The organism is Falsiroseomonas sp. (assembly GCF_030695085.1).
Taxonomy (GTDB): Bacteria; Pseudomonadota; Alphaproteobacteria; order Acetobacterales; family Acetobacteraceae; genus Falsiroseomonas.
The window spans coordinates 1-23,222 of record NZ_JAUYTS010000056.1 but is presented as its reverse complement, the minus strand read 5'-3'; the positions used below and the strand labels follow the sequence as shown (position 1 = coordinate 23,222).

General features: G+C 70.0%; 23 protein-coding genes. 8 read left to right on the top strand and 15 right to left on the bottom strand.

Annotated features, from left to right (window positions below; all coding sequences use genetic code 11):
• The first annotated feature begins 24 nt into the window (after window positions 1-24).
• The 3 genes from Q8S40_RS06330 to Q8S40_RS06320 are packed head-to-tail and all read left to right on the top strand — an operon-like array spanning window position 25 to window position 3,001.
• On the top strand, window positions 25-2,037 hold the full coding sequence (locus tag Q8S40_RS06330; protein ID WP_305669711.1) for a TRAP transporter fused permease subunit: 2,013 nt from the start codon (window positions 25-27) through the stop codon (window positions 2,035-2,037).
• The gene (locus Q8S40_RS06325; protein ID WP_305669710.1) at window positions 2,034-2,675 is read left to right on the top strand and encodes a YjbF family lipoprotein; all 642 of its coding nucleotides are present in this window, start codon (window positions 2,034-2,036) and stop codon (window positions 2,673-2,675) included. Before Q8S40_RS06330 ends, Q8S40_RS06325 begins: the two co-directional genes overlap by 4 nt.
• Window positions 2,672-3,001, top strand: a complete 330-nt coding sequence (locus Q8S40_RS06320) for a hypothetical protein (RefSeq protein WP_305669709.1) — start codon at window positions 2,672-2,674, stop codon at window positions 2,999-3,001. Before Q8S40_RS06325 ends, Q8S40_RS06320 begins: the two co-directional genes overlap by 4 nt.
• 1 nt (window position 3,002) lies before the next feature.
• Here Q8S40_RS06320 and Q8S40_RS06315 read toward each other — a convergent pair whose 3' ends face one another.
• The 4 genes from Q8S40_RS06315 to Q8S40_RS06300 form a co-directional block, all read right to left on the bottom strand.
• Window positions 3,003-4,055 carry a glycosyltransferase family 4 protein gene (locus Q8S40_RS06315; RefSeq protein ID WP_305669708.1) on the bottom strand — a complete coding sequence of 351 codons (1,053 nt, stop codon included), beginning with the start codon at window positions 4,053-4,055 and terminating at the stop codon, window positions 3,003-3,005.
• A gap of 110 nt (window positions 4,056-4,165) precedes the next feature.
• On the bottom strand, window positions 4,166-4,915 hold the full coding sequence (locus Q8S40_RS06310) for an FkbM family methyltransferase (protein ID WP_305669707.1): 750 nt from the start codon (window positions 4,913-4,915) through the stop codon (window positions 4,166-4,168).
• Window positions 4,912-5,796 carry a VOC family protein gene (locus Q8S40_RS06305; RefSeq protein WP_305669706.1) on the bottom strand — a complete coding sequence of 295 codons (885 nt, stop codon included), beginning with the start codon at window positions 5,794-5,796 and terminating at the stop codon, window positions 4,912-4,914. Before Q8S40_RS06305 ends, Q8S40_RS06310 begins: the two co-directional genes overlap by 4 nt.
• The gene (locus tag Q8S40_RS06300) at window positions 5,793-6,452 is read right to left on the bottom strand and encodes a glutathione S-transferase family protein (protein ID WP_305669705.1); all 660 of its coding nucleotides are present in this window, start codon (window positions 6,450-6,452) and stop codon (window positions 5,793-5,795) included. Before Q8S40_RS06300 ends, Q8S40_RS06305 begins: the two co-directional genes overlap by 4 nt.
• A gap of 123 nt (window positions 6,453-6,575) precedes the next feature.
• On the opposite strand from Q8S40_RS06300, the gene Q8S40_RS06295 reads away from it, so the two are divergent.
• The 4 genes from Q8S40_RS06295 (at window position 6,576) to Q8S40_RS06280 (ending at window position 10,914) form a co-directional block, all read left to right on the top strand.
• Window positions 6,576-8,513, top strand: a complete 1,938-nt coding sequence (locus tag Q8S40_RS06295) for a nucleoside-diphosphate sugar epimerase/dehydratase (RefSeq protein ID WP_305669704.1) — start codon at window positions 6,576-6,578, stop codon at window positions 8,511-8,513.
• A gap of 102 nt (window positions 8,514-8,615) precedes the next feature.
• Entirely contained in the window at window positions 8,616-9,293 is a 678-nt protein-coding gene (locus Q8S40_RS06290; RefSeq protein WP_305669703.1) for a hypothetical protein, read from the top strand.
• Between the two features lie 254 nt (window positions 9,294-9,547).
• Window positions 9,548-10,300 (top strand): ribonuclease PH, encoded by a 753-nt coding sequence (gene rph, locus Q8S40_RS06285; RefSeq protein WP_304813101.1) that lies wholly within the window; start codon window positions 9,548-9,550, stop codon window positions 10,298-10,300.
• On the top strand, window positions 10,297-10,914 hold the full coding sequence (locus Q8S40_RS06280; protein WP_305669702.1) for a non-canonical purine NTP pyrophosphatase: 618 nt from the start codon (window positions 10,297-10,299) through the stop codon (window positions 10,912-10,914). The genes rph and Q8S40_RS06280 overlap by 4 nt, the downstream gene beginning before the upstream one ends.
• Here Q8S40_RS06280 and Q8S40_RS06275 read toward each other — a convergent pair whose 3' ends face one another.
• From Q8S40_RS06275 to Q8S40_RS06240, 8 genes are all read right to left on the bottom strand, one after another.
• Complete coding sequence (locus Q8S40_RS06275) at window positions 10,915-11,493, bottom strand: HD domain-containing protein (protein ID WP_305669701.1); 579 nt, start codon at window positions 11,491-11,493, stop codon at window positions 10,915-10,917. It lies immediately after the preceding gene.
• Window positions 11,494-11,548: 55 nt separating this feature from the next.
• Entirely contained in the window at window positions 11,549-12,823 is a 1,275-nt protein-coding gene (gene rho, locus Q8S40_RS06270) for a transcription termination factor Rho (protein WP_304813108.1), read from the bottom strand.
• 442 nt (window positions 12,824-13,265) lie between these two features.
• On the bottom strand, window positions 13,266-13,718 hold the full coding sequence (hemJ, locus tag Q8S40_RS06265) for a protoporphyrinogen oxidase HemJ (protein ID WP_305669700.1): 453 nt from the start codon (window positions 13,716-13,718) through the stop codon (window positions 13,266-13,268).
• A complete protein-coding gene (locus tag Q8S40_RS06260; RefSeq protein ID WP_305669699.1) occupies window positions 13,715-14,395 on the bottom strand; it encodes an HAD family phosphatase in 681 nt (226 codons plus the stop codon). The genes hemJ and Q8S40_RS06260 overlap by 4 nt, the downstream gene beginning before the upstream one ends.
• Window positions 14,392-15,558, bottom strand: a complete 1,167-nt coding sequence (gene hemH / locus Q8S40_RS06255) for a ferrochelatase (RefSeq protein ID WP_304813116.1) — start codon at window positions 15,556-15,558, stop codon at window positions 14,392-14,394. The genes Q8S40_RS06260 and hemH overlap by 4 nt, the downstream gene beginning before the upstream one ends.
• 98 nt (window positions 15,559-15,656) lie before the next feature.
• The gene (locus tag Q8S40_RS06250) at window positions 15,657-16,808 is read right to left on the bottom strand and encodes a beta-glucosidase (protein ID WP_305669698.1); all 1,152 of its coding nucleotides are present in this window, start codon (window positions 16,806-16,808) and stop codon (window positions 15,657-15,659) included.
• Window positions 16,809-16,886: 78 nt separating this feature from the next.
• Window positions 16,887-18,299 carry an ATP-binding protein gene (locus Q8S40_RS06245; protein WP_305669697.1) on the bottom strand — a complete coding sequence of 471 codons (1,413 nt, stop codon included), beginning with the start codon at window positions 18,297-18,299 and terminating at the stop codon, window positions 16,887-16,889.
• Window positions 18,300-18,342: 43 nt separating this feature from the next.
• Window positions 18,343-19,527 (bottom strand): penicillin-binding protein activator, encoded by a 1,185-nt coding sequence (locus Q8S40_RS06240; protein ID WP_305669696.1) that lies wholly within the window; start codon window positions 19,525-19,527, stop codon window positions 18,343-18,345.
• 47 nt (window positions 19,528-19,574) lie between these two features.
• Here Q8S40_RS06240 and rsmI point away from each other — a divergent pair, with 47 nt between their 5' ends.
• Window positions 19,575-20,465, top strand: a complete 891-nt coding sequence (gene rsmI, locus Q8S40_RS06235) for a 16S rRNA (cytidine(1402)-2'-O)-methyltransferase (RefSeq protein WP_304813126.1) — start codon at window positions 19,575-19,577, stop codon at window positions 20,463-20,465.
• 65 nt (window positions 20,466-20,530) lie between these two features.
• On the opposite strand, the gene Q8S40_RS06230 is transcribed toward rsmI, so the two are convergent.
• From Q8S40_RS06230 to Q8S40_RS06220, 3 genes are all read right to left on the bottom strand, one after another.
• A complete protein-coding gene (locus Q8S40_RS06230; protein ID WP_305669695.1) occupies window positions 20,531-21,472 on the bottom strand; it encodes a hypothetical protein in 942 nt (313 codons plus the stop codon).
• Entirely contained in the window at window positions 21,472-22,449 is a 978-nt protein-coding gene (locus Q8S40_RS06225; RefSeq protein WP_305669694.1) for a hypothetical protein, read from the bottom strand. The genes Q8S40_RS06230 and Q8S40_RS06225 overlap by 1 nt, the downstream gene beginning before the upstream one ends.
• Window positions 22,450-22,453: 4 nt before the next feature.
• On the bottom strand, window positions 22,454-23,222 hold a 769-nt coding region (locus tag Q8S40_RS06220; RefSeq protein WP_305669693.1), incomplete at its 5' end, for a coproporphyrinogen-III oxidase family protein.

Here is a 23,222-nt window from a genome sequence, read left to right as displayed (position 1 = left end):
GGCCGGGCTGCCGGAGCTGACATCGTGAGCACCCATTCCGCCCTGCCGCCGGAGATTGCGCCCGGCAGCCTCGACGAGGCCACCGCCTCGCGCCTCGAAACCCTGATCGAGGAGGAGGAGGGCGCCCAGAATCGCTTCACCGGGATCCTGGGCCTCGCCGCCGTTTCCATCGCGCTGGCGATGAGCCTGTTCCACCTGTGGGCGGCGTGGGACATCGTGCCGACGACGACGCTGCGCTTCGTCCATGTCGGCTTCGCCATGGTCATCGGCTTCACGCTGTTCCCGGTCTCGCGCCGCTTCCGGCACCGGCTGATGCCGTGGGACTGGGCGCTGGCGGCGGGCGCGATCTATGTGATCTGGTACATGATCAGCGGCGGCGACGATCTGCAGGATCGTGCCATCTTCCCCGAGCCGATGGATATCGTGGTCGGCTGGCTGCTGGTCGCGATGGTGCTGGAAGTGGCGCGACGGGCCACCGGGCCGGTCATGCCGATCGTCGCCATCGCCTTCCTGCTCTATGGTTTCTACGGCAACTGGCTGCCCGCGCCCTGGCAGCACCAGGGCTATGATTCCGAGCGGATGATCCCGCATCTGGCGATCGGGCTGGAGGGGATTTTCGGCTCCGCGGTCGATGTCTCCGCCACGCTGATCATCCTGTTCACCATGTATGGCGCCATCCTCCAGGCCAGCGGCGCGGGCAAGTTCTTCGTCGACTTCTCCTTCGCCGCCACCGGCGGCAAGGCGGCCAGCGCGGGCCGCACCGTGGTGCTGTCATCGTTCCTGCTGGGCGGGCCTTCCGGGTCGGGGGTTGCCACCACCGTCACGCTCGGCACCGTGGCCTGGCCGATGATGAAGAAGGTTGGCTACCGGCCGGATGATGCGGGTGGCTTGCTCGCCGCGGGCGGGCTGGGCGCCATCATCTCGCCCCCTGTGCTCGGGGCAGCGGCCTTCCTGATCGCCGAGTATCTGAACATCGGCTATCTCGAAGTCATCACGATGGCGATCATCCCGACCATCCTCTACTACGCGTCCCTGCTGTTCATGGTGGAGCTGGACCAGCGCCGGCTGGCGGCCAGCGGCAATGCGGTGCCGGATGATGCGCTGAAGGTCGAACCGATTCCGGTGATGCTGCGGAAATACGGTTTCCACTTCTCCTCCCTGATCGCGATCATCTTCTTCATGGTCATCGGCTACTCGCCGACCATGTCGGTGCTCTACGCGATGGGCGTCGCGGTGCTGCTGTCCTTCGTGCGGCCGGAACAGGCGCTGTGGCCGCGCAAGCTGATCGCGGCGCTGGCGGCGGGCGCGGTGCAATCCGTGGGCATCGCGGCCACCTGCGCCAGCGCGGGCATCATCGTCGGCGTCATCACGCTGACCGGGCTGGGGCTGAAATTCTCCGACATCGCGATCCAGGCGGCGGGCGGGTCGCTGGTGATCACGGCGATCTATACGGCGCTGATCGTCTGGGTGGTCGGCCTCGCGGTGCCGGTGACGGCCAGCTACATCATCTGCGCGGTGGTCGCCGCGCCGGCGCTGATCAAGCTCGGCGTGCCGGACTACGCGGCGCATATGTTCGTGTTCTACTACGCGGTGCTGAGCGAGGTTTCGCCGCCCACCGCGCTGTCGCCCTTCGCCGCCGCCGCGATCACCGGCGCGGGGCCTTACCGCACCACCTTCCAGGCCTGGAAATACACCCTGCCCGCCTTCGTCATGCCCTTCGTCTTCGTGACGGACCCGCAGGGCGTGGCGCTGCTGCTGCAATTCCGCGGCGACATGGGCTGGGGCGATGTGGCCTGGCAGTTCATGCTGGCGGTGATCGGGCTCGGCACGCTGGCCATCGCCTGCCAGGGCTTCTTCCGCTACGCCCTTGCGGCTTGGGAGCGTTGGACGCTGGCGGTGGCCGGCATCCTGATGATGTTCCCGGCGCTGCTGGAGGCGATGCTTCCCGGCCTGGTGCCCTATCCGCATCTGGTCGGCATGGCGCTGGCGGTGGGGCTGCTGTCCCTGCAATGGCGACCATCCGCACGCCCGGCATGAGGCAGCGGCACACCCTGTTGGCGGCGCTGGCCCTGCTTGGCCTGGCCGGCTGCGGGGATACGCCGGTCGCAGCCGTGCTGCGCGGGGACCAGGCAGCTGTGCTGCGCGGGGACCAGGCAGCCGTGCTGCGCGGGGATCAGGCAGCCGTGCAGGCCGCCGCACCGGTCGTGAACGGGCCGGCGCTGCGCGTCACGGGCGCGCGGCGTCCCTTCCTGTTCACGCTGGTGCAGGCCAGCGGGGAACGCCGGCTGTGGCGGGCGGAGGGCGGCGCGGCGCTGGCCACGGAAGGGCCGCGCATCACCGCCACCGCCGGCCTCGGCCCGGGCCTGGCCGCCACCAGGCTGGACCAGCCGGACCCGCTGGCCGACCCTGCCGCGCTGCTGGGGCGCAGTGCCACCACGCGGCGCAGCATCGATCTGCGCGGCGCGGAGGGTGAGGCCGCCGGGCTGCGCTTCGGTGTGGCACTGTCCTGCCGCCTGGCGGCGGTGGCAGAAGGCGCCTGGCTGGTGGTGACCGAAACCTGCACCGGCGCCGACATCGCCTTCGAGAACCGCTTCGAGGCGGAGGCCGCGACCGGTGCGGTGCGGCGCAGCCGGCAATGGGTGGGCGATGCGGTGCTGGAGGTGGAGGCGTTGTGAGGCCGGCACTCGCGCTGCTGCTGCTGCTGGCCGCGCCCGCCCCCGCAGCCGCCCAGGCGCAGGGCCAGGCGAGCCGCGACTGGAACGCCGAGAAATGCGCCCGCTACGCCGCCATGTGGCCGCAGGCGCTGGCGATGTTCGGGCGGGAGGGGCTGGGTGCCGAATTCCTCGACCGGCACGCGGCTTTCCTGGAATCCGGCTGTCGCGCCCGCATCGAGGTCTGCCCGCGATCCCCGCAGGAATTGGCGCTGGCGGATGCGATGACCATTGCCGCGATGAATGCCGGCACCGCCAGCAGTTTCGTGCCGTTCCGCTGCGGCGGGTAACTCAGCGCCAGCCGAGGCCGGCGCGGCGCATCCGCCGCAGCACATAGGCAAGCCAGGCAAGCTGCACCGCCAGCGCCGGCAGCACCTCCAGCGGCTTGGCAGCGGGGTTCATGGCCAGGAAGGCCAGCGCCAGCCCGGCATGGAAGACGACAAAACCCCAATGGGTGGCCGCCACGGCGCGGGTCGGCATGCCACTCCGCTGCGCCAGCTGGTACAGATGGGTGCGGTGGCCCTCGGTCAGCCTTTCGCGCATCACCGCGCGCCGGGCCAGGGTGAAGGCGGCATCGAACAACAGGCCGAACAGCAGCAGCGGCACGATCAGGAAGGACACCTGCTGGCCATCGAAGCGTGATGCGACGACGGCCAGGGTGGCAAACATGAAGCCGGCGAACTGGCTGCCGACATCGCCCATGAAGATGCGCGCCGGATGCAGGTTGAAGGGCAGGAAGCCCGCGAAACCCGCCGCCAGGAACAAGGCTGCGGCATAGACGAACCAGCCGCCCTGCAAGGCCGCCACCAGCGCCAGCGCCAGCCCCGCCAGCAGCAGCGTGCCGCCGACCAGCCCGTCCAGCCCATCCATGAAATTCACCGCATTGGTGCAGCCGACGATCCAGATCAGCGTCAGCACCACGCCGAGCACGCCGAGATCCGTCACGCCGATGTAGGGCAGGGCGAGGCGGGAGACGACCAGCCCGCTGCCCACGACCACCAGCGCCGCGCCGCATTGCGCCGCCAGCCGCAGCCGGGCCGAGAGGGCCCGCACATCATCGGCCAGCGCCACCGCCGCGATCGCCACCGCCGCCAGGATCACGCCGAGGAACTGCGTATCCGCGATGCGGGCGAAGCGCGCGGTGAGGAACAGCACCAGCATCCCGGCGACGAAGGCCACCACCACGCCCAGCCCGCCACCGCGCGGCGTCGGGTTGCTGTGCGCGCTGCGGGCATTCGGCTGGTCGAGGATGGGGAAGGCAATCATCAGTCGCACCACGGCGGCCGAGAGCAGGGCAAGCGCGGTGGCGAAGGCCAGATGCTCGGTCAGGGCATGGAGTTGCATCGGTTCATATCAAGTCCCATGAGACGCAGCCTGCCGGCCAGCGGCGCTGGCCAAGGCCGCTTATGCGGCGAGCCAGGCAAAGCGCCGGCGCCGGAGGCGCGGGTTTGGTATCAGGGGGTCAGCCGCGCGGGCTCCTGGCTGGCATAGACATCGCCGGAATTTGCGGCATGGGGCAGGGCGGCGATCCATTGGGACATGGCGACCGCGGATAGCGGGGCGGAATGGGCGAAGGACATGCCCTCACCCAGGCAGGCGTTGAAGTGCCGGTAGCCGAGGGTCGCCAGCTTCGCCAGGCACTGCGCCGCAACCTCCCTCTGGATGGTGGTGAATTCGAAGGACAGGCTGCGCGGGGCGCGGGAGAGGCCGGACAGTGCCACCGCCTCATAGCCCTCGACATCGATCTTGAGGAAATCGGGCGCGCCATGCTCGGCGGCCAGCGCATCCAGCGTGGTGACCGGCAGGGTCAGCTCCGTGTCCCAGACCTGACCCTCCCAGCCCTCCGCACCGGCGGCGGCGGCGATGAAATCGGGCGAGGCGCTGGCGACGGTGGGGTTTTGGGAGTTCACGCGCAGGGTTGCGCTGCCGGGCTCCGCGCCGACCAGGGTGGAAACCAGCGTGAAGCCGGGCGTGCGGCCATGCAGCAGGCGGATCAGCCGGGCCAGGCGCGGCTGCGGTTCCACAGCGAGCGCTCGGGCGCCGAGGCGGAGGAAGCTCGCGCTTCGGTCGCCGACATGGCTGCCGATATCGAAACCGAGCTCACCGGGGCCGAGGAAGCGGGCGTGGAAGGAATCCAGCGCCGCGGCCCGGCCGGGGCCGTAATAGGTGCGCAGCGAATGGCGGATGGCCGCAAGCGTGGTCACGCGAAGACCACCGCGGCGCCGCCGGCGTGCTCCGGCGGCACCATGATGCCGTCCGGCGCCTGCACCACCGGCAGGCCGGCCAGCACGGCGCGGGCCGCCTGGCCCTGGTCCTTCGTGCGGATCACCAGCCCGGCGATGAAGGGCAGCGCCGGCGCGGTGACGCCGGGCAGCACCTGGCCGAGCGCGGCTTCCGGCAGGATGCGGAGATGCGTCGCCAGGGCCGGCGAGAACGGCCCGGCCCCACCCGCAGCACCCGGCAGGGCCAGCACGAAGCCCGCCAGCGGGTCCGGCCGCGCCGGCTGGCCGGTGAGCTGCGACAGGCGCGCGGTGGTGGCAGCCGGGTCGGCGACGGCCAGGATGGCGGTCTCGAGGGATACGGCGCCGTTGCGATGCGCCATCCAGCGGCGGTCCCAGACCAGCTCGGGCGTGAGATGCTGGATGAGCTGCATGCGGCCCTCCGGCGCATCCGGGAAGGGCAGCCGGGCGAAGCGGGCGATCGGGCCGCCCTCCTCGACCGGGCGCTGCAGCCAGGACACGCCGGGAATCGCCAGGCCGCCACGGCGCAGGCGTTCCAGATTGCCCTCCGCATCCTGGATGCCGAAGGCCAGGATATGCGCGCCGGTATAGCGCGCCAGGAAGCCGTCCAGCCCGTTCGAGAACAGGCCGGGCTCGACCAGGCCGAGCAGCTCGATATAGCCATGTTCCAGGAAGGCGCAGCGATTGCCGGTGCCATAGGCCTCCACCGCGCCATCCGGGGTGCGCTTGCCGGATTGGCGGGCGAAGGGGGACAGGGCGAAGCCCATGCGTTCCCAGGCGGCGGTCAGCGCCGGCAGATCGGCGGTGCAGAGGCCGGCATGGTCCAGGGTTGTCGCGACACTCACAGGGCAGGGTCCTCGTATTTCGGCAGCAGCCACTCCGCGGGTTCGGCCGCAGCCTCCCGGTACCAGCGATCGACCAAAGGATGGGCGCGGACCGCGTCGCAATAGGCCTGGCTGAGCGGCGTGATCTCCGGCTTCCAGGTCAGGAAGCGGGCGACGACGGGGGCATACATGGCATCCACCAGGCCGAAATCGCCGCCCATCAGGAAGGGGCCGCCATAGAGGCCCAGCGCCTCGGCCCAGATCGCCTCGATCCGGGCGATATCGGCCAGGCTGTCCTTGTTGCGGCCATGGCCGGCGAAATCGCGGCCGAGATTCATCGGCATCGCCATGCGCAGCCCGCGGAAGCCGGCATGCATCTCGGCCGCGATGGAGCGGGCATGGGCGCGCGCGGCGCGGTCGCGCGGCCAGAGGTCCGCCCTGAACTCCGCACAGTATTCCGCGATCGCCAGGCTTTCCCAGACGCGGGCGCCGCGATGTTCCAGATAGGGCACCAGGGCGTTGGGGGAGACGGCCTTGATGGCCTGGGTGTTGCCGCCGCCGGCCAGGGCGATGACCTCCTCCTCCACATCGAGCTGCGCCAGATGCACCATGAGCCAGCCGCGCAGGCTCCAGGAGGAGTAGCGCTTGGTCCCGATCACCAGCCTGCCTTCGGCCATCACCTGTATGCCCCTCTGCCGCCGGCCTTCTGCCGTGGGCCGGAAATTGGCACGAACAGGGGGCGACGTCGAACGCCACCGTTGCGCCTTCCGGGGAGGCGCCCGCAGGGCTATGGAGGCGGCATGGCGGCATCGGCGCGGGATCGAATTCTCCTCAATCTGGGGCTGGACGCGCTGGTGGCGGCACTCGCCCTGCCGGCGGCGGTCTGGCTCGCCATGCCGGGAAGCTGGCCACCGGGGCTATGGTGGCTCGGCGCCGTGCCGGGGGCGGTGGCCGCGCTGCTGATGGCCGGGCTGCCGCTGCGGCTGCCGCAGCAATACTGGCGCTTTGCGTCGCTGCCCGAATTGCTGGCGAGTTCCGGTGCCGCGCTGGGCGGCGCGGTGCTGTTCTGGATGGGGCTGTACCTGATCGACGCCTGGCATCCGCGGAATATCGGGTTTCCGGTGATCCATGCGCTGGTGCTGGCGGCCCTGCTGGCCGCGCCGCGGATTGCCGCGCGGTTGCAGCATGCCGGGCGCGCCGGACCGCTGAGCGAGACCCCGGCGCAGCCCGCCCTGCTGGTGGGCGCGGGGGATGGGGCGGATCTGTTCATCCGCGCGCTGGCCCAGGAACGCAGCCCGGCCTACCGGGTGGTGGGAATATTGTCTCAGAGGGCGCGGCAGCTCGGCCGGCGCATCCATGGGCTGCCGATCCTCGGCACGGTGGAGGATGCGGCGGGCGTGCTGGATGGGCTGCGGGAGGATGGGCGGCTGCCGGCGCAGATCATCCTGGCCTCGCCCGACATGCAGGGCGCGGCGCTGCAGAGGCTACTGGATGCGGCGGATCGCCACGGCGTGCCGGTGAAGCGCGCGCCGCGGGTGACGGCGCTGGGTCCGGCCAGCCGCCGGCCGGGCGAACGGGCGGAGCCTGAGCAGCGCGTGCGGCTGCGTCCAGTGGAGATCGAGGATCTGCTGGACCGCCCGCAGGTGCCGCTGGACCGGGAGGGGATGGCCCGGCTGGTGCAGGGCAAGCGCGTGCTGGTGACGGGCGCGGGCGGGACCATTGGCGGGGAGCTGGCGCGGCAGGTGGCGGCGCTCGGCCCGGCCAGCCTGACGCTGCTCGATCACGGCGAGTACGTGCTGTACGAAATCGACCTGGAGCTGCGGGAGCGGAACCCGGATGTGCCGCGCCGCGCCGTGCTGGCGGATGTGCGCGATGCCGAGCGGATCGGGCGACTGTTCGCCGAGATCAAGCCGGAGCTGGTGTTCCATGCGGCCGCGCTGAAACATGTGCCGATGGTCGAGAACGACCCGATGGAAGGCCTGCTGACCAACGCCGCCGGCACCCGCGTGGTGGCGGATGCGGCGCGGGCGGCGGGGTGTGCGCTGATGGTGTTCATCTCGACCGACAAGGCGGTGAACCCGACCAGCGTGATGGGTGCCTCGAAGCGTTTGGCGGAAATGTACTGCCAGGCGCTGGACCGGACCGCGCGGGCGACCGGGGTGGGGATGCGGCTGGTGACGGTGCGCTTCGGCAATGTGCTGGGCTCCACCGGGTCCGTGGTGCCGCTGTTCCGCCGGCAATTGGAGCGCGGCGGGCCGCTGACCGTGACCCACCCGGATATGCGCCGCTACTTCATGACGGTGCGCGAAGCCGTAGGGCTGGTGCTGCAGGCGAGCGTGGTGGGCGCGACGGACCGCGCCGACCAGCCGAAGGAGCTGCGCGAGGGCGGGATCTTCGTGCTCGACATGGGCGAGCCGGTGAAGATCGTGGACCTCGCGCGCCGCATGATCCGCCTGGCGGGGCTGCGGCCGGAGGAGGATGTGGAGATCCGCTTCACGGGGCTGCGTCCGGGCGAGAAGCTATTCGAGGAACTGTTCCACGGGCAGGAGCCGCCGCAGCCGACGAATTTCGCCGGGCTGCTGGTGGCGGTGCCGCGGACGACGGATGTGGCGGTGATGGGCCAGGCGATCGACGAGATCGCGGCGCTGGCCGGGGCGGGGGATGGCAAGGCGGCGCTGGCGCGGCTGGGGGCGTTGGTGCCGGAGTTTGCGCATGAGGATGGGACGGGCGGGGGCTGATCGAATAGAATGCCTTCACGTCTTCACCGCTAACGGTCAGCAGCAAGTGACTGTAGGGTAAGGCCGAACCTACTCTTCTGACACAGCCATGCAAAAATGGAGATGAAGAATTTGGCGCGGGCTGCTTTGTCCAAAACCACCGAGACATCCGTATTGATAAGATCGAGGCGTCGGTGCTGCATCTGCTTTGCGATCAATCGTGATTTCGATCTCAAATCGGGTCAGATTGCACACATTGACCGAGACAACACAAATAACCGCGAAGAAAACCTGGCCTTTCTCTGTTTAAATCATCATGACGAGTACGATAGCCGATCCAGTCAGCGGAAAAACTTCACTGCGCACGAGATCTTATCCTATCGACACGAGCTATACGATCACGTCGAGAAGGCCCTCAACATACCCGTCCACTTTGGGTCTCTCGCGCTACCAGCCACTGATCCCTATGCGGGAACTTACGTCCGCACGGGAACCGGATCGGACAGCGCTGAAGTGAATTTAACGCCTATACCTGATGGAACGGAACAACGTCCCCGATACTATATATCCGGGTTCGCCGTTTGGGGTGCGCACCGAGATTATGGTCCCAACATGGGCGAACTCGGGATTGCCGGACAGGTCGACGATGCCGGCATAATCGAAGGTTGTGAGTATTCGGAAAATGGCAGCTACCGGATTCGCCTGAGATTCAAAAACGGGCAGATGGAGCTTCACGAAGAAAACTCCCGCGGTCGCTACGGGATGAACGTAACCTTCATCGGCATCTACAATAAGTCCTAAAAACATCCGAAGCAGATAAGGAAAGGGCCGCTCGGAAGAAGTCCGCGTGAGCATTTCTTTGGCTCGAACATCCCGATTCTGCCGCGAGCACGAGCAACAGGCTCCACACCGCCGGATGCGTGCTAGCGCCTGCGCGTTGTCCATCATCAACATCGTTCGCGGCAGTCCCGCCATCTGGCGGAGTCCCGAAAAAAAGGAGGGGGCGCGGGGGAGTTCACTCCCCCGTCTTCTCTGGTCGTGTTACGCGCTAGCCCATGATCGATTTCCCTGCCGGCTTCAAAGCCCCCTTCGTCCGTCCCTCCGGCCGCATTGCCGATGCGATGCGCGACGTCACCTTCACCCCCGGGGCCTCGCGCCATGCGGAGGGGTCTTGCCTCATCCGGTTCGGGCTGACGGAGGTGCTGTGCACCGCCAGCATCGAGAGCCGGGTGCCGCCCTTCCTGCGCAATACCGGCCAGGGCTGGGTCACGGCGGAGTACGGCATGCTGCCGCGCGCCACGCATACGCGCAGTGACCGGGAGGCGGCGAAGGGCAAGCAATCTGGCCGGACGCAGGAAATCCAGCGGCTGATCGGGCGGTCCTTGCGCGCCGTGACGGATCTGAAGGCGATGGGGGAGATGTCCATCACCCTCGATTGCGATGTGCTGACGGCGGATGGCGGCACGCGCTGTGCGGCGATCACGGGCGCCTGGGTGGCGCTGCATCTGGCCTTCCAGCATTGCGTGAAGATGAATGTGCTGAAGACGATTCCGCTGCGCGACCATGTCGCCGCGATTTCCTGCGGCATCTGGCAGGGCACGCCGGTGCTGGACCTCGACTATGCCGAGGACAGCAAGGCGGAGACGGACGGCAATTTCGTCATGACCGGCTCGGGCGGCGTGGTGGAGGTGCAGGCGACGGCGGAGGGTGCGCCGTTCAGCGAGGAAGAGCTGCTGAAGCTGATGGCGCTGGCTCGCGCCGGCACGGGCAAGCTGTTCGAGATGCAGAAGGTGGCGATCCGCGGATGAGCCCTCGGCGGCTGACCGAAACCCGGATCGTCATGGCATCGCACAATGCCGGCAAGGTGCGGGAGAATGCGGCGCTGCTGGCGCCGCATGGCATCGCGATTGTCAGCGCCAAGGAACTCGGCCTGCCGGAGCCGGAGGAGACGGAGGACAGCTTCCTCGGTAATGCCAGCATCAAGGCGCTGGCGGCGGCGCGGGCTTCCGGGATGGTGGCGCTGGCGGATGATAGCGGGTTTTCCGTCGCGGCGCTGGATGGGGCGCCGGGGGTGCGGACGGCGGATTGGGCGGAGACGCCCGCCGGGCGCGACTACGGCATGGCGATGGCGAAGGTCGAGAAGCTCGCGCGGCATGCGGCGGATCGGCGGGCCTGGTTCTCCTGCGCCCTGGTGCTCGCCTGGCCGGATGGGCACACCGAGGGCTTCCTGGGCGAGGCGCATGGCGCCTGGGTCTGGCCGCCGCGCGGCGCCAACGGCTTTGGCTATGACCCGATGTTCGTGCCGGATGGCTTGGCCGAGACCTTCGGGGAGATGACCGCCGAGGCGAAGCACGCCATCAGCCACCGCGCCGCAGCCTTCCGGCTGCTGGCGGAGGCCTGCCTGCCGCCCGCGCGGGGCTGATCAGGTGTCGCGGGCGAGGCCGGCGATGGCCTCGCGATAGGTGGTGTCGAACAGCGCATCCAGCCCGGTATTGGCGCCCTTCAGCCCGGCGGCGACGCGCCCGGCCCAGCCGACATATTCCACGCGCCGGGCGTGATCCCAGCCGGAAGGCGGGCTGGCGGTGATGGCGCGGAGGTTGGAGATCTTGTCCGCCAGCTTCAGCATCTTGCCGCCGGGCGAGCAGCCGCGCGCGTGGCGCACCTGCTGGGCCTTGCGGGCTTCCTTCGGCAGGGATTTGTCATCCGTTGCCTCCGCCACCAGCCCCGCAACCTCGGCACCGAATTCGGCCACCAGGCGGTCATGGGTGATGGGGTCGGGGTCCGCGTCGCTGTCCTCCACCGTGTCGTGCAGCAGGGCGGCGAGGATGGCGTCTTCCGGCGCGCCGTGCTCGGCCAGGATCTGCGCCACTTCGAGGACGTGGTTCACATAGGGCTCGGCGGCGGCGCCCTTGCGGCGGTGGCCGGCATGGACGCGGGCGGCGAAGACGGCGGCGCGCATCAGGCGGGCGGTGGGCCCGGGGGTGGAGGCAAGCTGGTCCATGATGACGTCCGGCAGATGGGGAGGCGGGGTGGCATGGCCGCCCCGCCCCACCCTATCAGGTGTTCATCGCGTCGAAGAAATCCTGGTTGGTCTTGCTGTACTTCAGCTTGTCCAGCAGGAATTCCATCGAATCCTGGGTGCCCATCGGGTTCAGGATGCGGCGCAGGACCCACATCTTGGACAGGGTCGCGCGGTCCACCAGCAGTTCTTCCTTGCGGGTGCCCGACTTGGTGATGTCGATCGCCGGGAAGGTGCGCTTGTCGGAGAGCTTGCGGTCGAGGATGAGCTCGGAGTTACCGGTGCCCTTGAACTCCTCGAAGATCACCTCGTCCATGCGGCTGCCGGTGTCGATCAGCGCGGTGGCGATGATGGTCAGCGAACCGCCTTCCTCGATGTTGCGCGCGGCGCCGAAGAAGCGCTTCGGGCGCTGCAGCGCATTGGCGTCCACGCCGCCGGTCAGCACCTTGCCCGAGGATGGCACGACCGAGTTGTAGGCGCGGCCGAGGCGGGTGATGGAATCCAGCAGGATCACCACATCCCGCTTGTGCTCGACCAGCCGCTTGGCCTTCTCCAGCACCATTTCGGTGACCTGGACGTGGCGCGTTGCCGGCTCATCGAAGGTGGAGGCCACGACTTCGCCGCGCACGGTGCGGGCCATGTCGGTCACTTCCTCCGGCCGCTCATCGATCAGCAGCACGATGAGGAAGACGTCGGGGTGGTTCGCCGTGATGGACTTGGCGATGTTCTGCAGCATCACCGTCTTGCCGGTGCGCGGGGGCGCCACGACCAGGGCGCGCTGGCCCATGCCGATCGGGGCCACCAGGTCGATGATGCGGTGGGTGTAGTCCTTGGTCGGGCCCTTGGCCTGGGCCTCGGCCTCCGCATTCTCCATCTTCAGGCGCCGCGTCGGGTACAGCGGCGTGAGGTTGTCGAAGTTGATGCGGTGCTTGAGCGCCTCGGGCGGCTCGAAGTTGATGGTGTCGACCTTGAGGAGGGCGAAGTAGCGCTCGCCATCCTTCGGCGCGCGGATCTGGCCTTCCACCGTATCGCCGGTGCGCAGCCCGAAGCGGCGCACCTGGGCGGGGGAGACGTAGATGTCGTCGGGGCCGGGCAGGAAGTTGGCCTGCGGGCTGCGCAGGAAGCCGAAGCCATCCGGCAGGATTTCCAGCGTGCCGTCGCCGTAGATGGCCTGCTCATTCTCCGCCAGGGTCTTCAGGATCGCGAACATGATGTCCTGCTTGCGCAGCGACGACGCGTTCTCGACCTGCAGGGATTCTGCGAAGGCGAGGAGATCGGCCGGTGACTTGGCCTTGAGTTCGGAGAGATGCATGTGCGGACGCGTCCGTCGTGCGCGAGGAAGGGGAAACGGGCGGACCTGGAGTCTCGGTCTGGGCCTTGTCCAGCTTCACCAGGGGCAAAGGCCGGATGCCGGGGGCCATTCCCGCGCCGCGATCCCGTTGCAGGGCAAGGTTGCGACGACCAGGAGAGGTCTTGAGGATAAGGAGAGATCAGCTACGCCGCAGGACGCGACGCTTGGCCGATTGTCGGAACGACCCGGCAAACCTATGGGGCGCGGGGCGAACCGTCAATCCACAGATGGCGGATTGTTGGGGGCTTTGCAAGGGCTTCGCGAGCCGAAGGGAGACGGAGCCGGGAGCAGATCGTGCCGGCGGGGAACAACCTGCGCCCGCCGCCGGCGGGCGAGCGGCCGAACGGCCGCCGCGCCAAGTGGCGCGTAGCCTAGTGGCCGGAGGCCGCGCCGGCGCCTGAGGTTAAAACGGCTTCACGATCACCATGATGACGATGACGATCATCAGCACCGTCGGCACCTCGTTCCAATAGCGCCAGGCGCGTTCGGTGCGCGGGCGGCCATCGGCCTCGAAGCGCTTGCGGGCGGCACCGAGCATGCCGTGGAAGCCGGACATCAGCAGCACGCTGGTCAGCTTCAGATGCCACCAACCGGCGGTCCAATCCACCACGCCGGGGGTCAGAATCAGCGCCAGGCCGAACACCCAGGTGGCGATCATCGCCGGGTTCATGATGGCCTTCAGCAGCCGCCGTTCCATCACCTTGAACAGCTCCGACCGCGCATCGCCGACCGGAACCTGGAAGTGGTAGATGAACAGCCGCGGCAGATAGAACAGCCCGGCCATCCAGGCGATCACCGCAATCAAATGCAGCGACTTGGTCCAGGGGTAGAGCGGCGCGAGAAAATCCAGCGTCATGCCGCGGCCGCCTCAGGCAGGCCGAGCAGGCCCGGCAGATCCGTCATGCTGTGGAACGGCTCCGCGCCGACACCGCGCAGCGCGGCGGGGTCCGTCGCATGGGCGAAGCCGAGCACACGGCAGCCCGCAGCCAGGCCGGCGCGGCTGCCGGTCAGGCTGTCCTCCACCACCACGCAGTGATGCGGGTCGGCGCCGCAGGATTCGGCGGCCGCGCGATACATGTCCGGCGCCGGCTTCGGCATCGCCACATCGTCGTAGGAGAAAGTGCGGCCGCGAAACATCTCGGTCAGGCCCAGCCCGTGCAGCTTGGTCCGCAATTCGGCGCGGGAGGAGTTGCTGGCCACCGCCACGGGGATGCCGGCGGCGACGATGACGCGCAGCGCCTCCAGCGCGCCGGGGATCGGCACCACCTCCTCGCGCAAGGCGCGCAGCACGCGGGCGACGACGCCTTCCACGAAATCTCCCGGCACCGAATCGGGGCCGAGGCGGGCCTCGACCAGCGGGACGATGTTGCGCCAGGACAGGCCGATGAAGCGGCGTTCCGCCTCGGCCGCGTCCATCGTCCAGCCGAGTGCCGAGATTTCCTCGGCGATGATCCGGTTGTGCAGCGCCTCGCTATCCGCCAGCACGCCGTCGCAATCGAACAGCACGGCGGCCGGGCGCAAGCGGGCGCTCATGCCGCGGTGCGGGCGCGGGCGGTGCGTTCCACCGGGATGCCCGGCATCGCCTCCAGCCGCCCGATCAGGGCCGCATGCGGGCAGTCCTTGTGGTTCTTCGGGCATTGCCGCGGGCCGGCGAAGGAACACAGCGTGCGGTTGCTGGTGCGGCCATGCCGGACCAGGTCGGCCAGCGCACCGATGAAGCCGGGGTGGGAGTTCTGGGCGGGGGCGCGGAAATAGCCGGGGACGTGCAGCTTCTCCGCCTCCTCCCGGTATTCCACATCCAGCTCCACCAGCGTCTCCGAGTGTTCGGAGGTGAAGGCGATCGGCACCACCAGCACCGCCACCTTGTCGTGGCCCGCGCGCTCCAGCTCATCCTCGGTGGAGGGGCCGATCCATTTCTGCGGCGTGACACGGGACTGGAAGCAGACGACGTGGTCGAGATCGGGCAGATCCAGCCGCGCTACCACGCCGGCCACCGTCTGTTCGACCTGCCACTGATAGGGGTCGCCCGCCTTCACGATGCTCTCGGGCAGGCCATGCGCGCTGAACAGCACGCGCAGCGGAATGGCGGGGTCCAGCTCCGCCCGCGCCTTGTCCCAGGCGCCGCGCACGATCTCGGCGGTGGAGCTGGCGAAGCCGGGGTGGGAGTGGAAGCAGCAGATGGTGGTGGTCGGCACCTCCAGCTTCGCCCGCGCCGCGGCCTTGATCCAGGCGAGTGCGCTGCTGCCGGTGGTGGTGGTGGAATACTGCGGGTACAGCGGCAGCAGGATGACCTCATCCGGCCCCCAGGCCTTCACCGCGGCGGCCGTCTCGTCGCTCATCGGATGCCAGTAGCGCATGGCGGTGAAGCACTTCACCTCCTCCGCCCCGTCCTTGTTGAGCAAGGCCTCCAGCGCCACGCCCTGTTCGATGGTCAGCTCCAGCAGCGGGGATTTGCCGCCGAGGATGGCGTAGTTCTCCGTTGCCGGCTTGGTCCGCCGCCAGGCGATCAACCGGCCGAGCCAGGGGCGCACGAAGCCCGGCACGCGCAGGATGGCCGGGTCCGTGAACAGGTTGACCAGGAAGGGCCGGACGCTTTCCGGCGCATCAGGTCCGCCGAGGTTGAGCAGCACGACAGCCAGCCGCTTCCGGCTGGCCGAGGCGACGGGTGCGGGCACGGTCTGGGCGGGAAGGTCCATCACCGACCCGACATGCCACGTCACGGCGCAGGGTCAAGGGGATGCGGATGATGATGCGGCCCTGTCGCGCCGAATTCCATCGGCGCGATCGAGCCGGCCTATCGCATGGCGGCCCGGCGCTCGCCCATCAGGGCCTTGGCGGCCTGCCCCTGAAGCCGGGCGAGTTCCTCCGCCAGGGGACGATGCACCTGGCGGCGGCCATGCAGGGGGGTCAGTTCCAGCAGGCCGTTGGGGCAGTAGCGGTCATCGTCCCAGCCGTGATGGGAGATCACGGGATACAGGCAGACCCCATGCACCGGCACGCCCGATGCCGCCGCGGCCAGGGTCTCCTCCGTCACATAGCGCAGCCAGGTGGGGCGGGGGCTGCCCTCGATGCTGGTCTCGGCGATGAACAGGGGGCGCGGGGCGTAGCGGGCCGCGGCCTCCGCCAACAGGTCGCGAAAGGGGCGGTAGCGGCCGGAATCGAACACGCTCAGCGGCTGGGAATCATGCAGCCACTGGTTGTTCCAGTAGTAGTTCACGCCGATCACATCCAGCATGTCCTCGCTGCCGCCCAACTCCGGCGCCTCCCGCCCCGCCACCATGTCCCAGGCCTGCCACTGGCTGGCATTGTGGGCGCGCACCGCCGCTTCCTCCCCGGCATGCCGGGGGACGATGTTGATCAGCGGGTCGATGCAGGCGAAGCGGGCGCCGGGCGCGGCCGCTCGCACCGCCCTTGTCGCCGCGATGGCGGCCCGCACCAGGTTGCGCTTCAGCTCCATCCCCCGCCCCCTGGTGTGGGGGGATGAACGTGCCATGTCGCCGCCGGCGAAGGCGACGAAGGACATCTCGTTCACCGGGCAGACGAAGGGCGGGCGGCCGGTTTCCTCCACATGCAGCCGGGCGAAGGCGGCGGCGAAGGCAGCGAAGCGGTCGACGAAGGCCGGGCTGAAGACATCCAGGTCATCCGGCCAGCCATAGTGGCACAGGTCCCAGATCACCTGGGTCCGCACCGCCTCCGCCGCCCGCAGCATCGGCAGCAATGAGGACCAGTCATATTGGCCGGGCGTGGTCTCGATCAGGTGCCAGCGCAGACCGTCCCGCGCGGTGCGGATGCCGTGTTCCGAAAGCTGGCTGTAATCCTCCAGCGCCAGCAGGTCGTGCCGGGTGGCCGCGATCATGTCCAGCCGCCGGCGCGACATGTTGCGATGCGAGGAGCATTCGAAGCCGGCGAGGAAGAAGGACTGGAACAGGGGGGGCTGGGGGGTCACGCGCGGCTCCATCGAAAGGCACCGGAGTCTGGCACCGGCTTCGCAGCAACGCCGGAGCGCCGAAAAAGTCGCCGCCCCTTACGGCCCCTCCGGCCGCGCTTCCGCCGGCAGCCAGACCTGGAAGCTGGAGCCGACGCCTTCCTCGCTCTCGATCCGCAGCTGGCCGCGATGGCGGTTGACGATGTGCTTGACGATGGCGAGCCCGAGGCCGGTGCCGCCGGCATGGCGGCCACGGCCGCGGTCGACGCGGTAGAAGCGTTCCGTCAGCCGCGGCAGGTGCTGGCGGGGAATGCCCGGGCCGTCATCCGCCACGGACAGGACGATGCCGGGCCGCGCCGGCCAGCGGGGGGTCGCATTGGCCTCCGCCCGCGCCAGGGACAGGCGGATGGTGCCGCCTTCCCGGCCGTAGCGGCAGGCATTCTCCAGCAGGTTGCGCAGCACCTGGGCCAGCTGGCCCGAATCGGCCGGCTCGGCGACCAGCCCGGCCGGCACCTCCAGCGCCACACGGGCGTTGCGACCGGCCAGGATCGGGGCCATCGCCTCCACCTCCGCGGCAATCAGCGCGCCGAGATCGACCCGGCCGGTGGGCGGCTGATGTTCCGTGATCTCGATGCGCGACAGGCCCAGCAGATCATCGATCAGCCGCCGCATGCGATCCGCCTGCTCGGCCATGATGCCGAGGAAGCGGGCGCTGGCTTCCCGGTCATCCTCGGCCGGACCGCGCAATGTCTCGATGAAGCCGATCAGGCTGGCGAGCGGGGTGCGCAGCTCGTGGCTGGCATTGGCGACGAAATCGGCGCGCATCCGCTCCACCGCCCGGTCCCGCGTGCGGTCCGACAGCACCAGCAGCAGGCGGCCGCCATCGCCCAGTGGCGGGTCCATCGGCACCGCATGCACGCGCAATTCCCGCGCCACCGGCACCGGCAGGACGATCTCGGCGCGCTGCTGCTGGCCGGTGGAGAGTGCGGCGGCTATCGCCTCGGCCATCGCCGGGTGGCGCAGCAGCGCGGCGAGGTCCCCGGCATTGCCGGGGGCGGCGCCGAACAGCGACCGCGCTTCGGAATTCGCCCGCAGCGGCGCGCCATCCGCATCGAGCACCACCAGCGGGTCGGGCAGACGCTCAATGATCGCCTCATCCGCCTGACGGAGGCGGGAGACCTGCTCGGTGCGGGATTGCAGGGCGCGGGCGACGCGGCGCGCCGTTTCCGCCAGATCCGCCACCGAGGGCAGCAGCAGCCGTCCGGTGAGTTCCGGCACCATCCCGGTGCCATCCGCGGCCTGCCGCAGCGCAGCCGACAGGGCGCCGATATTGGCCAGCCAGATGCGGGAGACCAGCAGCGCGGCGACCAACGTGGCGCCCAGCGCCAGCAGCCCCGGCGCCGCATCGACCGCGCCGCCGAGCAGCAGCATGAACAGGGACAAGGCCGGCACGCCGCCGATCAGTGCCGCCCCGGCCAGCCAGCGCCCGGCCGGAGGACCCGCGACCGGCATGGCGCCTCAACCCTCCCGGTTCAGCGGGTCCGTGCGACCCATCCTAGGAACCGGGGCCGCCAGGCGCTGGCGCCTGTTCCACGATTTGCGGCTCGCCACCGGTGGAAACGGCATAGATCGCAAGACCGCGCTGGGTCCGGCCATCCGGCAGCAGCAGCACCGGGCCATCGGCGCCGGCGAAGGCCCCGCCGGTCGTCGCCTGGCCCGGCAGGGCACCGCTGCGCAGCGCGCGGGTGGCGATGGCGGCGGCATCATAGGCGGTGGCGGCGATGCGCGGCGGGGTTTCGCGGAACGCATCGCGATAGCGCGCCTCGAACCGGGCGCGGGCGCGGCCATCCGGGCCGGCGAACCAGGCCCCCTCCAGCGCCGGTTCCCGCCCCAGGGAGGTGTCGTTCAGCCAGAGCGCGGTGCCGAGCAGGCGCGGCTGCTGACCGTTGGACTGGGCTTCGGACATCCAGGTGGCGGCGAAGCGGCGGGCGCGTTCCCCGGTTTCGCCGATCAGCACCGCATCGGCGCGCGCCCCGCTGGCGCGTGCGCCGGAGGCGGCCATGGAGGGTTCGGCATTGGCCGGGTGCAGCGCGATGCGCGGCGGCGGCAGGCCGAGATCGGCGGTCGCGCCACGCAGGCCCGCGGCCAATGCCCGGCCGAAATCATTATCCGGCGCACCGAGCGCGAATTGCTGCGCGCCCTGCGCCGCCGCGGCGGCGACCACGCGGCGCACCTGCTGTTCGGGCGTGATGCCAAGCACCCAGGTGCCGCCACCGGCGCGCTGCTGGTCATTGGTGAAGGCCAGCACCGGCACGCCGGCATCCCGTGCCGGGCCGGAGACGGCGGCAACCTCCGCGCTGGTCAGCGGGCCGACCAGGATGCGCGCGCCATCGGCAATCGCCGCCCGCGCCGCGGCCTGCGCGCCCGCGGGGGTGCCGCCGGTGTCACGCGGTGCGAGTTCGATACCGGATTGCGATTCGTCGAACAGCGCCATGTAGCCGGCATTGAGCATTGCCTGACCGAGCGGCGCCTGCGGCCCGGTCAGCGGCAGCAGCATGGCCGCGCGTTGCGGCCCGACCGGCCCGGGCAGCACCGGCTGGCCGCCAATCGGCGGCGCCACGCCGATGAAGGACGGGCGGGGGGCTTGCGGCGCGCAGGCCGCGAGGCCCAGAACAGCGCCCACCAGCGCCCCCAGCGTGGCCCCGCCCAGGCGGCGGCGGCGCCAGGGCGTTCTGGGCAACGGCGCCGATTGCTCCGGCGCGTCGGACGGATAGCGGGACGAAGGACGTGGCAAACGGCGACCCTCCTGAACGGGCGGCGCCTCGGGAGGCCCCGCTTGGGCTTTCCCTGGTGGCGACACCGATCGGTAATCTCGGCGACTTGTCGCCCCGGGCTCTCGCGGTGCTCGGCGCGGTGGATGCCGTGCTCTGCGAGGATACCAGGGTAACAGGCCTCATGTTGCAGCGTTATGGCGTCTCCGCGACGCTGGTGCCACTGCATGACCACAACGAGGCGGAGATGATACCCCGGGTGCTCGCCCGGATCGAAGGCGGGCAGCGGCTGGCGCTGGCCTCCGATGCCGGCACGCCGCTGGTTTCCGACCCCGGATACCGCCTGGTGCGTGCCGCCATCGAGGCCGGGGTGCCTGTCACTGCCATTCCAGGCCCCAACGCGGCGGTGGTCGCGCTGACGCTGTCCGGCCTGCCGCCTCACCCTTTCGTGTTCCTGGGCTTCCTGCCGCCGAAGGACGGGCCGCGCGCGGCGGCGATCGCGCGGCACCGGGCGGCGGAGCGCGCCGGCCTGACGGCCACGCTGGTGCTGCATGAGGCGCCGCACCGGCTGGCCGAGACGCTGGCGGCGCTCGCGGAGGGGCTGGGGGCGGACCGGCCGGCGGCCGTGGCGCGCGAATTGACGAAACGCTTCGAGGAGGTGCGCCGCGGCAGCCTGGCCGAATTGGCGGGGCATTACGCGACGGAGCCGGCGCGTGGCGAGATCTGCATCTGCGTCGGGCCGGCGCCGGAGGAGGTGACGGCGGAGGCCGATCTCGACGCGCAGCTGCGTGCCGCCATGGCCGGGCAGAGCCTGCGCGATGCGGCGGCGATGGTGGCGGCCGCCACCGGGCTGCCACGCAAGCAGGTCTATGCGAGGGCGCTGGAGCTGGCCGCCGAACGGCCCTGACTCTAGCCTATTGTTTTATCGTGTGATTCTCGTCTTTCGGCGACTCTGCCTCAGAGGATCACCCTCTAGGCGCGCGGCGGGTGCAGAAGCTGCGACCCGGCGGTCAGCGTATTGGCGAACTGCGTGAGGCAGGTGATGGCGCGGCGGTCCGTGCCGAGCGCTAGGCCGATGACCGGCACGCCGGCGGCGATGGCGAAGGCGGCCGGCAGGTCCTGGTTGGTGATCACGACGCCGCAGCGCGCGACCAGCGCCCGCATCCGCGCGGGCGTGAACTGACGCCGGCGCCAGACATCCTGCGCCAGTTCGGGCAGCAGCAGGCTGGTGCCGGGCAGGATCGCGGCCAGGAAATCCCGCGTGCCGGCGAAATCATCCATCGGGCTGGCGGTGTGTTCCATCGGCAGGGGCAGCATGGCCCAGCCCTGCATCGGGGCGAGAAGCGCCCGCAGCTCCGCCAGCCGCGCCGTCCAGGCTTGCCGCATCTGCCCGCCACCCAGGATCGACAGGCCGAGGATCGGCCCCTCCGGCAGCAGGGGCAGCAAGGCGTCATCCGGTGCCGTGGCGCATTCGGGGTAGGGGTGGATGCGGAAGGCGGCCGCGCTGCGCCAGACCATCAGCGCATTGGCGGTGTGGTGGTCTCGCAATTCCAGCGGCTGCGCCTGGGCCAGCAGCTCCACCCCCTTGGGCGGATCGCGCATCGCGGCGCCGCGTTCGACCGTGAAGGCGCGGACCTCGAGCTTCGCACCGGCCGCAAGGGCGCGGCCGGCGATGGCGAGCGTTTGTTCGAGTTGGGGGCGTTCGTGGAAGGCACCGGCGATGACCACGCGGGTGATACCATGCGCGGCCGGATCAGCCTCCGGCGAGAAGGTCTCGAAACCCGCGGGTGCGGTGGGCGCGGCGGTGGAGAGCAGCAGCGGCACAGCGCCGCCGAGATGCCGCGGCAGGTCCAGCAGCAGGGCGCGAGAGCGCAGGTCGCGGAACGGCCGCTCGGCCAGGATCAGGGTGCGCATCAGCTGTAGAACAGGCCGAGGCAGCGGGAGCCGGGGGGCAGGCGATGCTCCATGGCGACGAAGGTGCGGCGCAGGCTGTTATCCTCCAGCGGGTGCAGGCCGATGACGCGGACACCGCAGCCGATGGCGTGGATGGCGTTGTGCTTGCGCTGCGTCACCAGCACATCCAGCCGCGAGACCAGGCCCTTGAGCCGGCGCGGGGTGAGCTGGGCGCGCCAGAAATCGCGATCCAGCAGCGCGGGCGCGGCGATGCGGGCGCGCGGCAGGAAATCCTGGATGAAGGCGGCGGCGCCGGCCATGTCGTCCTCCGCCTGGCTGTCCACATGGACGGTGGAGACGATGGGGACGATCTGGTGGTCCGCGAATTCCGCAAGCAGATCACGCACCAGCCCGGCTTCCTGTTGCAGGCAGGCCTTCATGTTGGGCATCGGGATGATGGACAGGCCGAGCAGTTTTGCCCCGCGCGGCAGCAGGGCGTCGGCCAGGCTGGTATCCGGTGGGATGTCAGCCTCGGGGAAGAAGCTGATGCGCGGCAGGCGGCCGAAGCCGGCCTCCGCAATGCGCTCCACGCCCAGATAGTCGCGCACGGTGAAGCTGGCGAGGCGGGCGATGACGCCGCGCGCCGTGGCATCCAGCCAGTCGAGATCCTTCAGCAGCCAGGCGACGCCAAGATTGTGGAAATGGATCTCGGCGCCCTGCGCTTCCGCCTGGGCAAGCCAGGGCATCCAGTTGCGGAAGGCATCGGGCACGCCGAACATGCCGCCGCCGAACACCACGCGGTCCGGCCGCAGCGCCAGCATGGCGGCGCCATCGGCAAAGCAGGCATCAAGGCCGGGGCAGCAGCGCAGCGTCCAGGCGGGGGCGACGGAGAAGGCGTGGCTCTCGGTTGAGGGGAAGGCGGCCATCGCCTCCATCAGGCAAAGCTCATCGCCCAGGTTGCCGTAGCCATAGGCGCCGAGGAAGGCGGTGCGGGTCATGGCCTCAATTGACCAGCAAGGGCAGCAGCGCGTCCAGCCGCAGCAGCCCGTCCGGTGTGGCGGCCAGATGGCCGTTGGGGCGCCAGGCGAGGAGGTTCTCGGCTTCCAGATGCGCCAGCGCCGCCATGTCCACACAGCTTTCGAAGGGCAGGCCGCTGCGGCGGGCGATGCGGGCGGGGTCGACGCCCTCATGCAGGCGGAGGCCCATCAGCAGCGCTTCGCGGGCGCGGTCGCGGGGGGATAGGGCTTCTTCCTCCACCACCGCATGACCATCCCGCTGCACCCGCGCCAGCCATTCCTCCGGCGCACGGTGGCGGCGGGCGGCGAGCAGGGTGCCGTCGGGCTGCGTCAGGCGTTGATGCGCGCCGGCGCCGATGCCGAGATAATCGCCATAGCGCCAATAGGCGAGGTTGTGGCGGCTCTCGGCACCGGGCTGGGCGTAGTTCGAAATCTCGTAGGGCAGCAGGCCGAAGCGGGCGGCTTCCTCGGCGGTGGCTGTGTAGAGGCGGGCGGCCTCATCCCCCTCGGGCAGGGTGAAGACGCCGCGGCCGAACAGCGTGGCGAACTGCGTGCCGGGTTCGATAGTGAGCTGGTAGAGCGAGAGGTGGTCGGCGGCGAGCGACAGGGCCTGCCGGAGCTCGGCGCGCCAGGCGGCCTCGGCCTGGCCGGGGCGGGCGTAGATCAGGTCGAAGGAGACGCGTGGGAAAGTGGCGCGGGCGTGCTCCAGGGCGGTGATGGCCTCGGCCGCGTCGTGCTTGCGGCCGAGGAAGGCC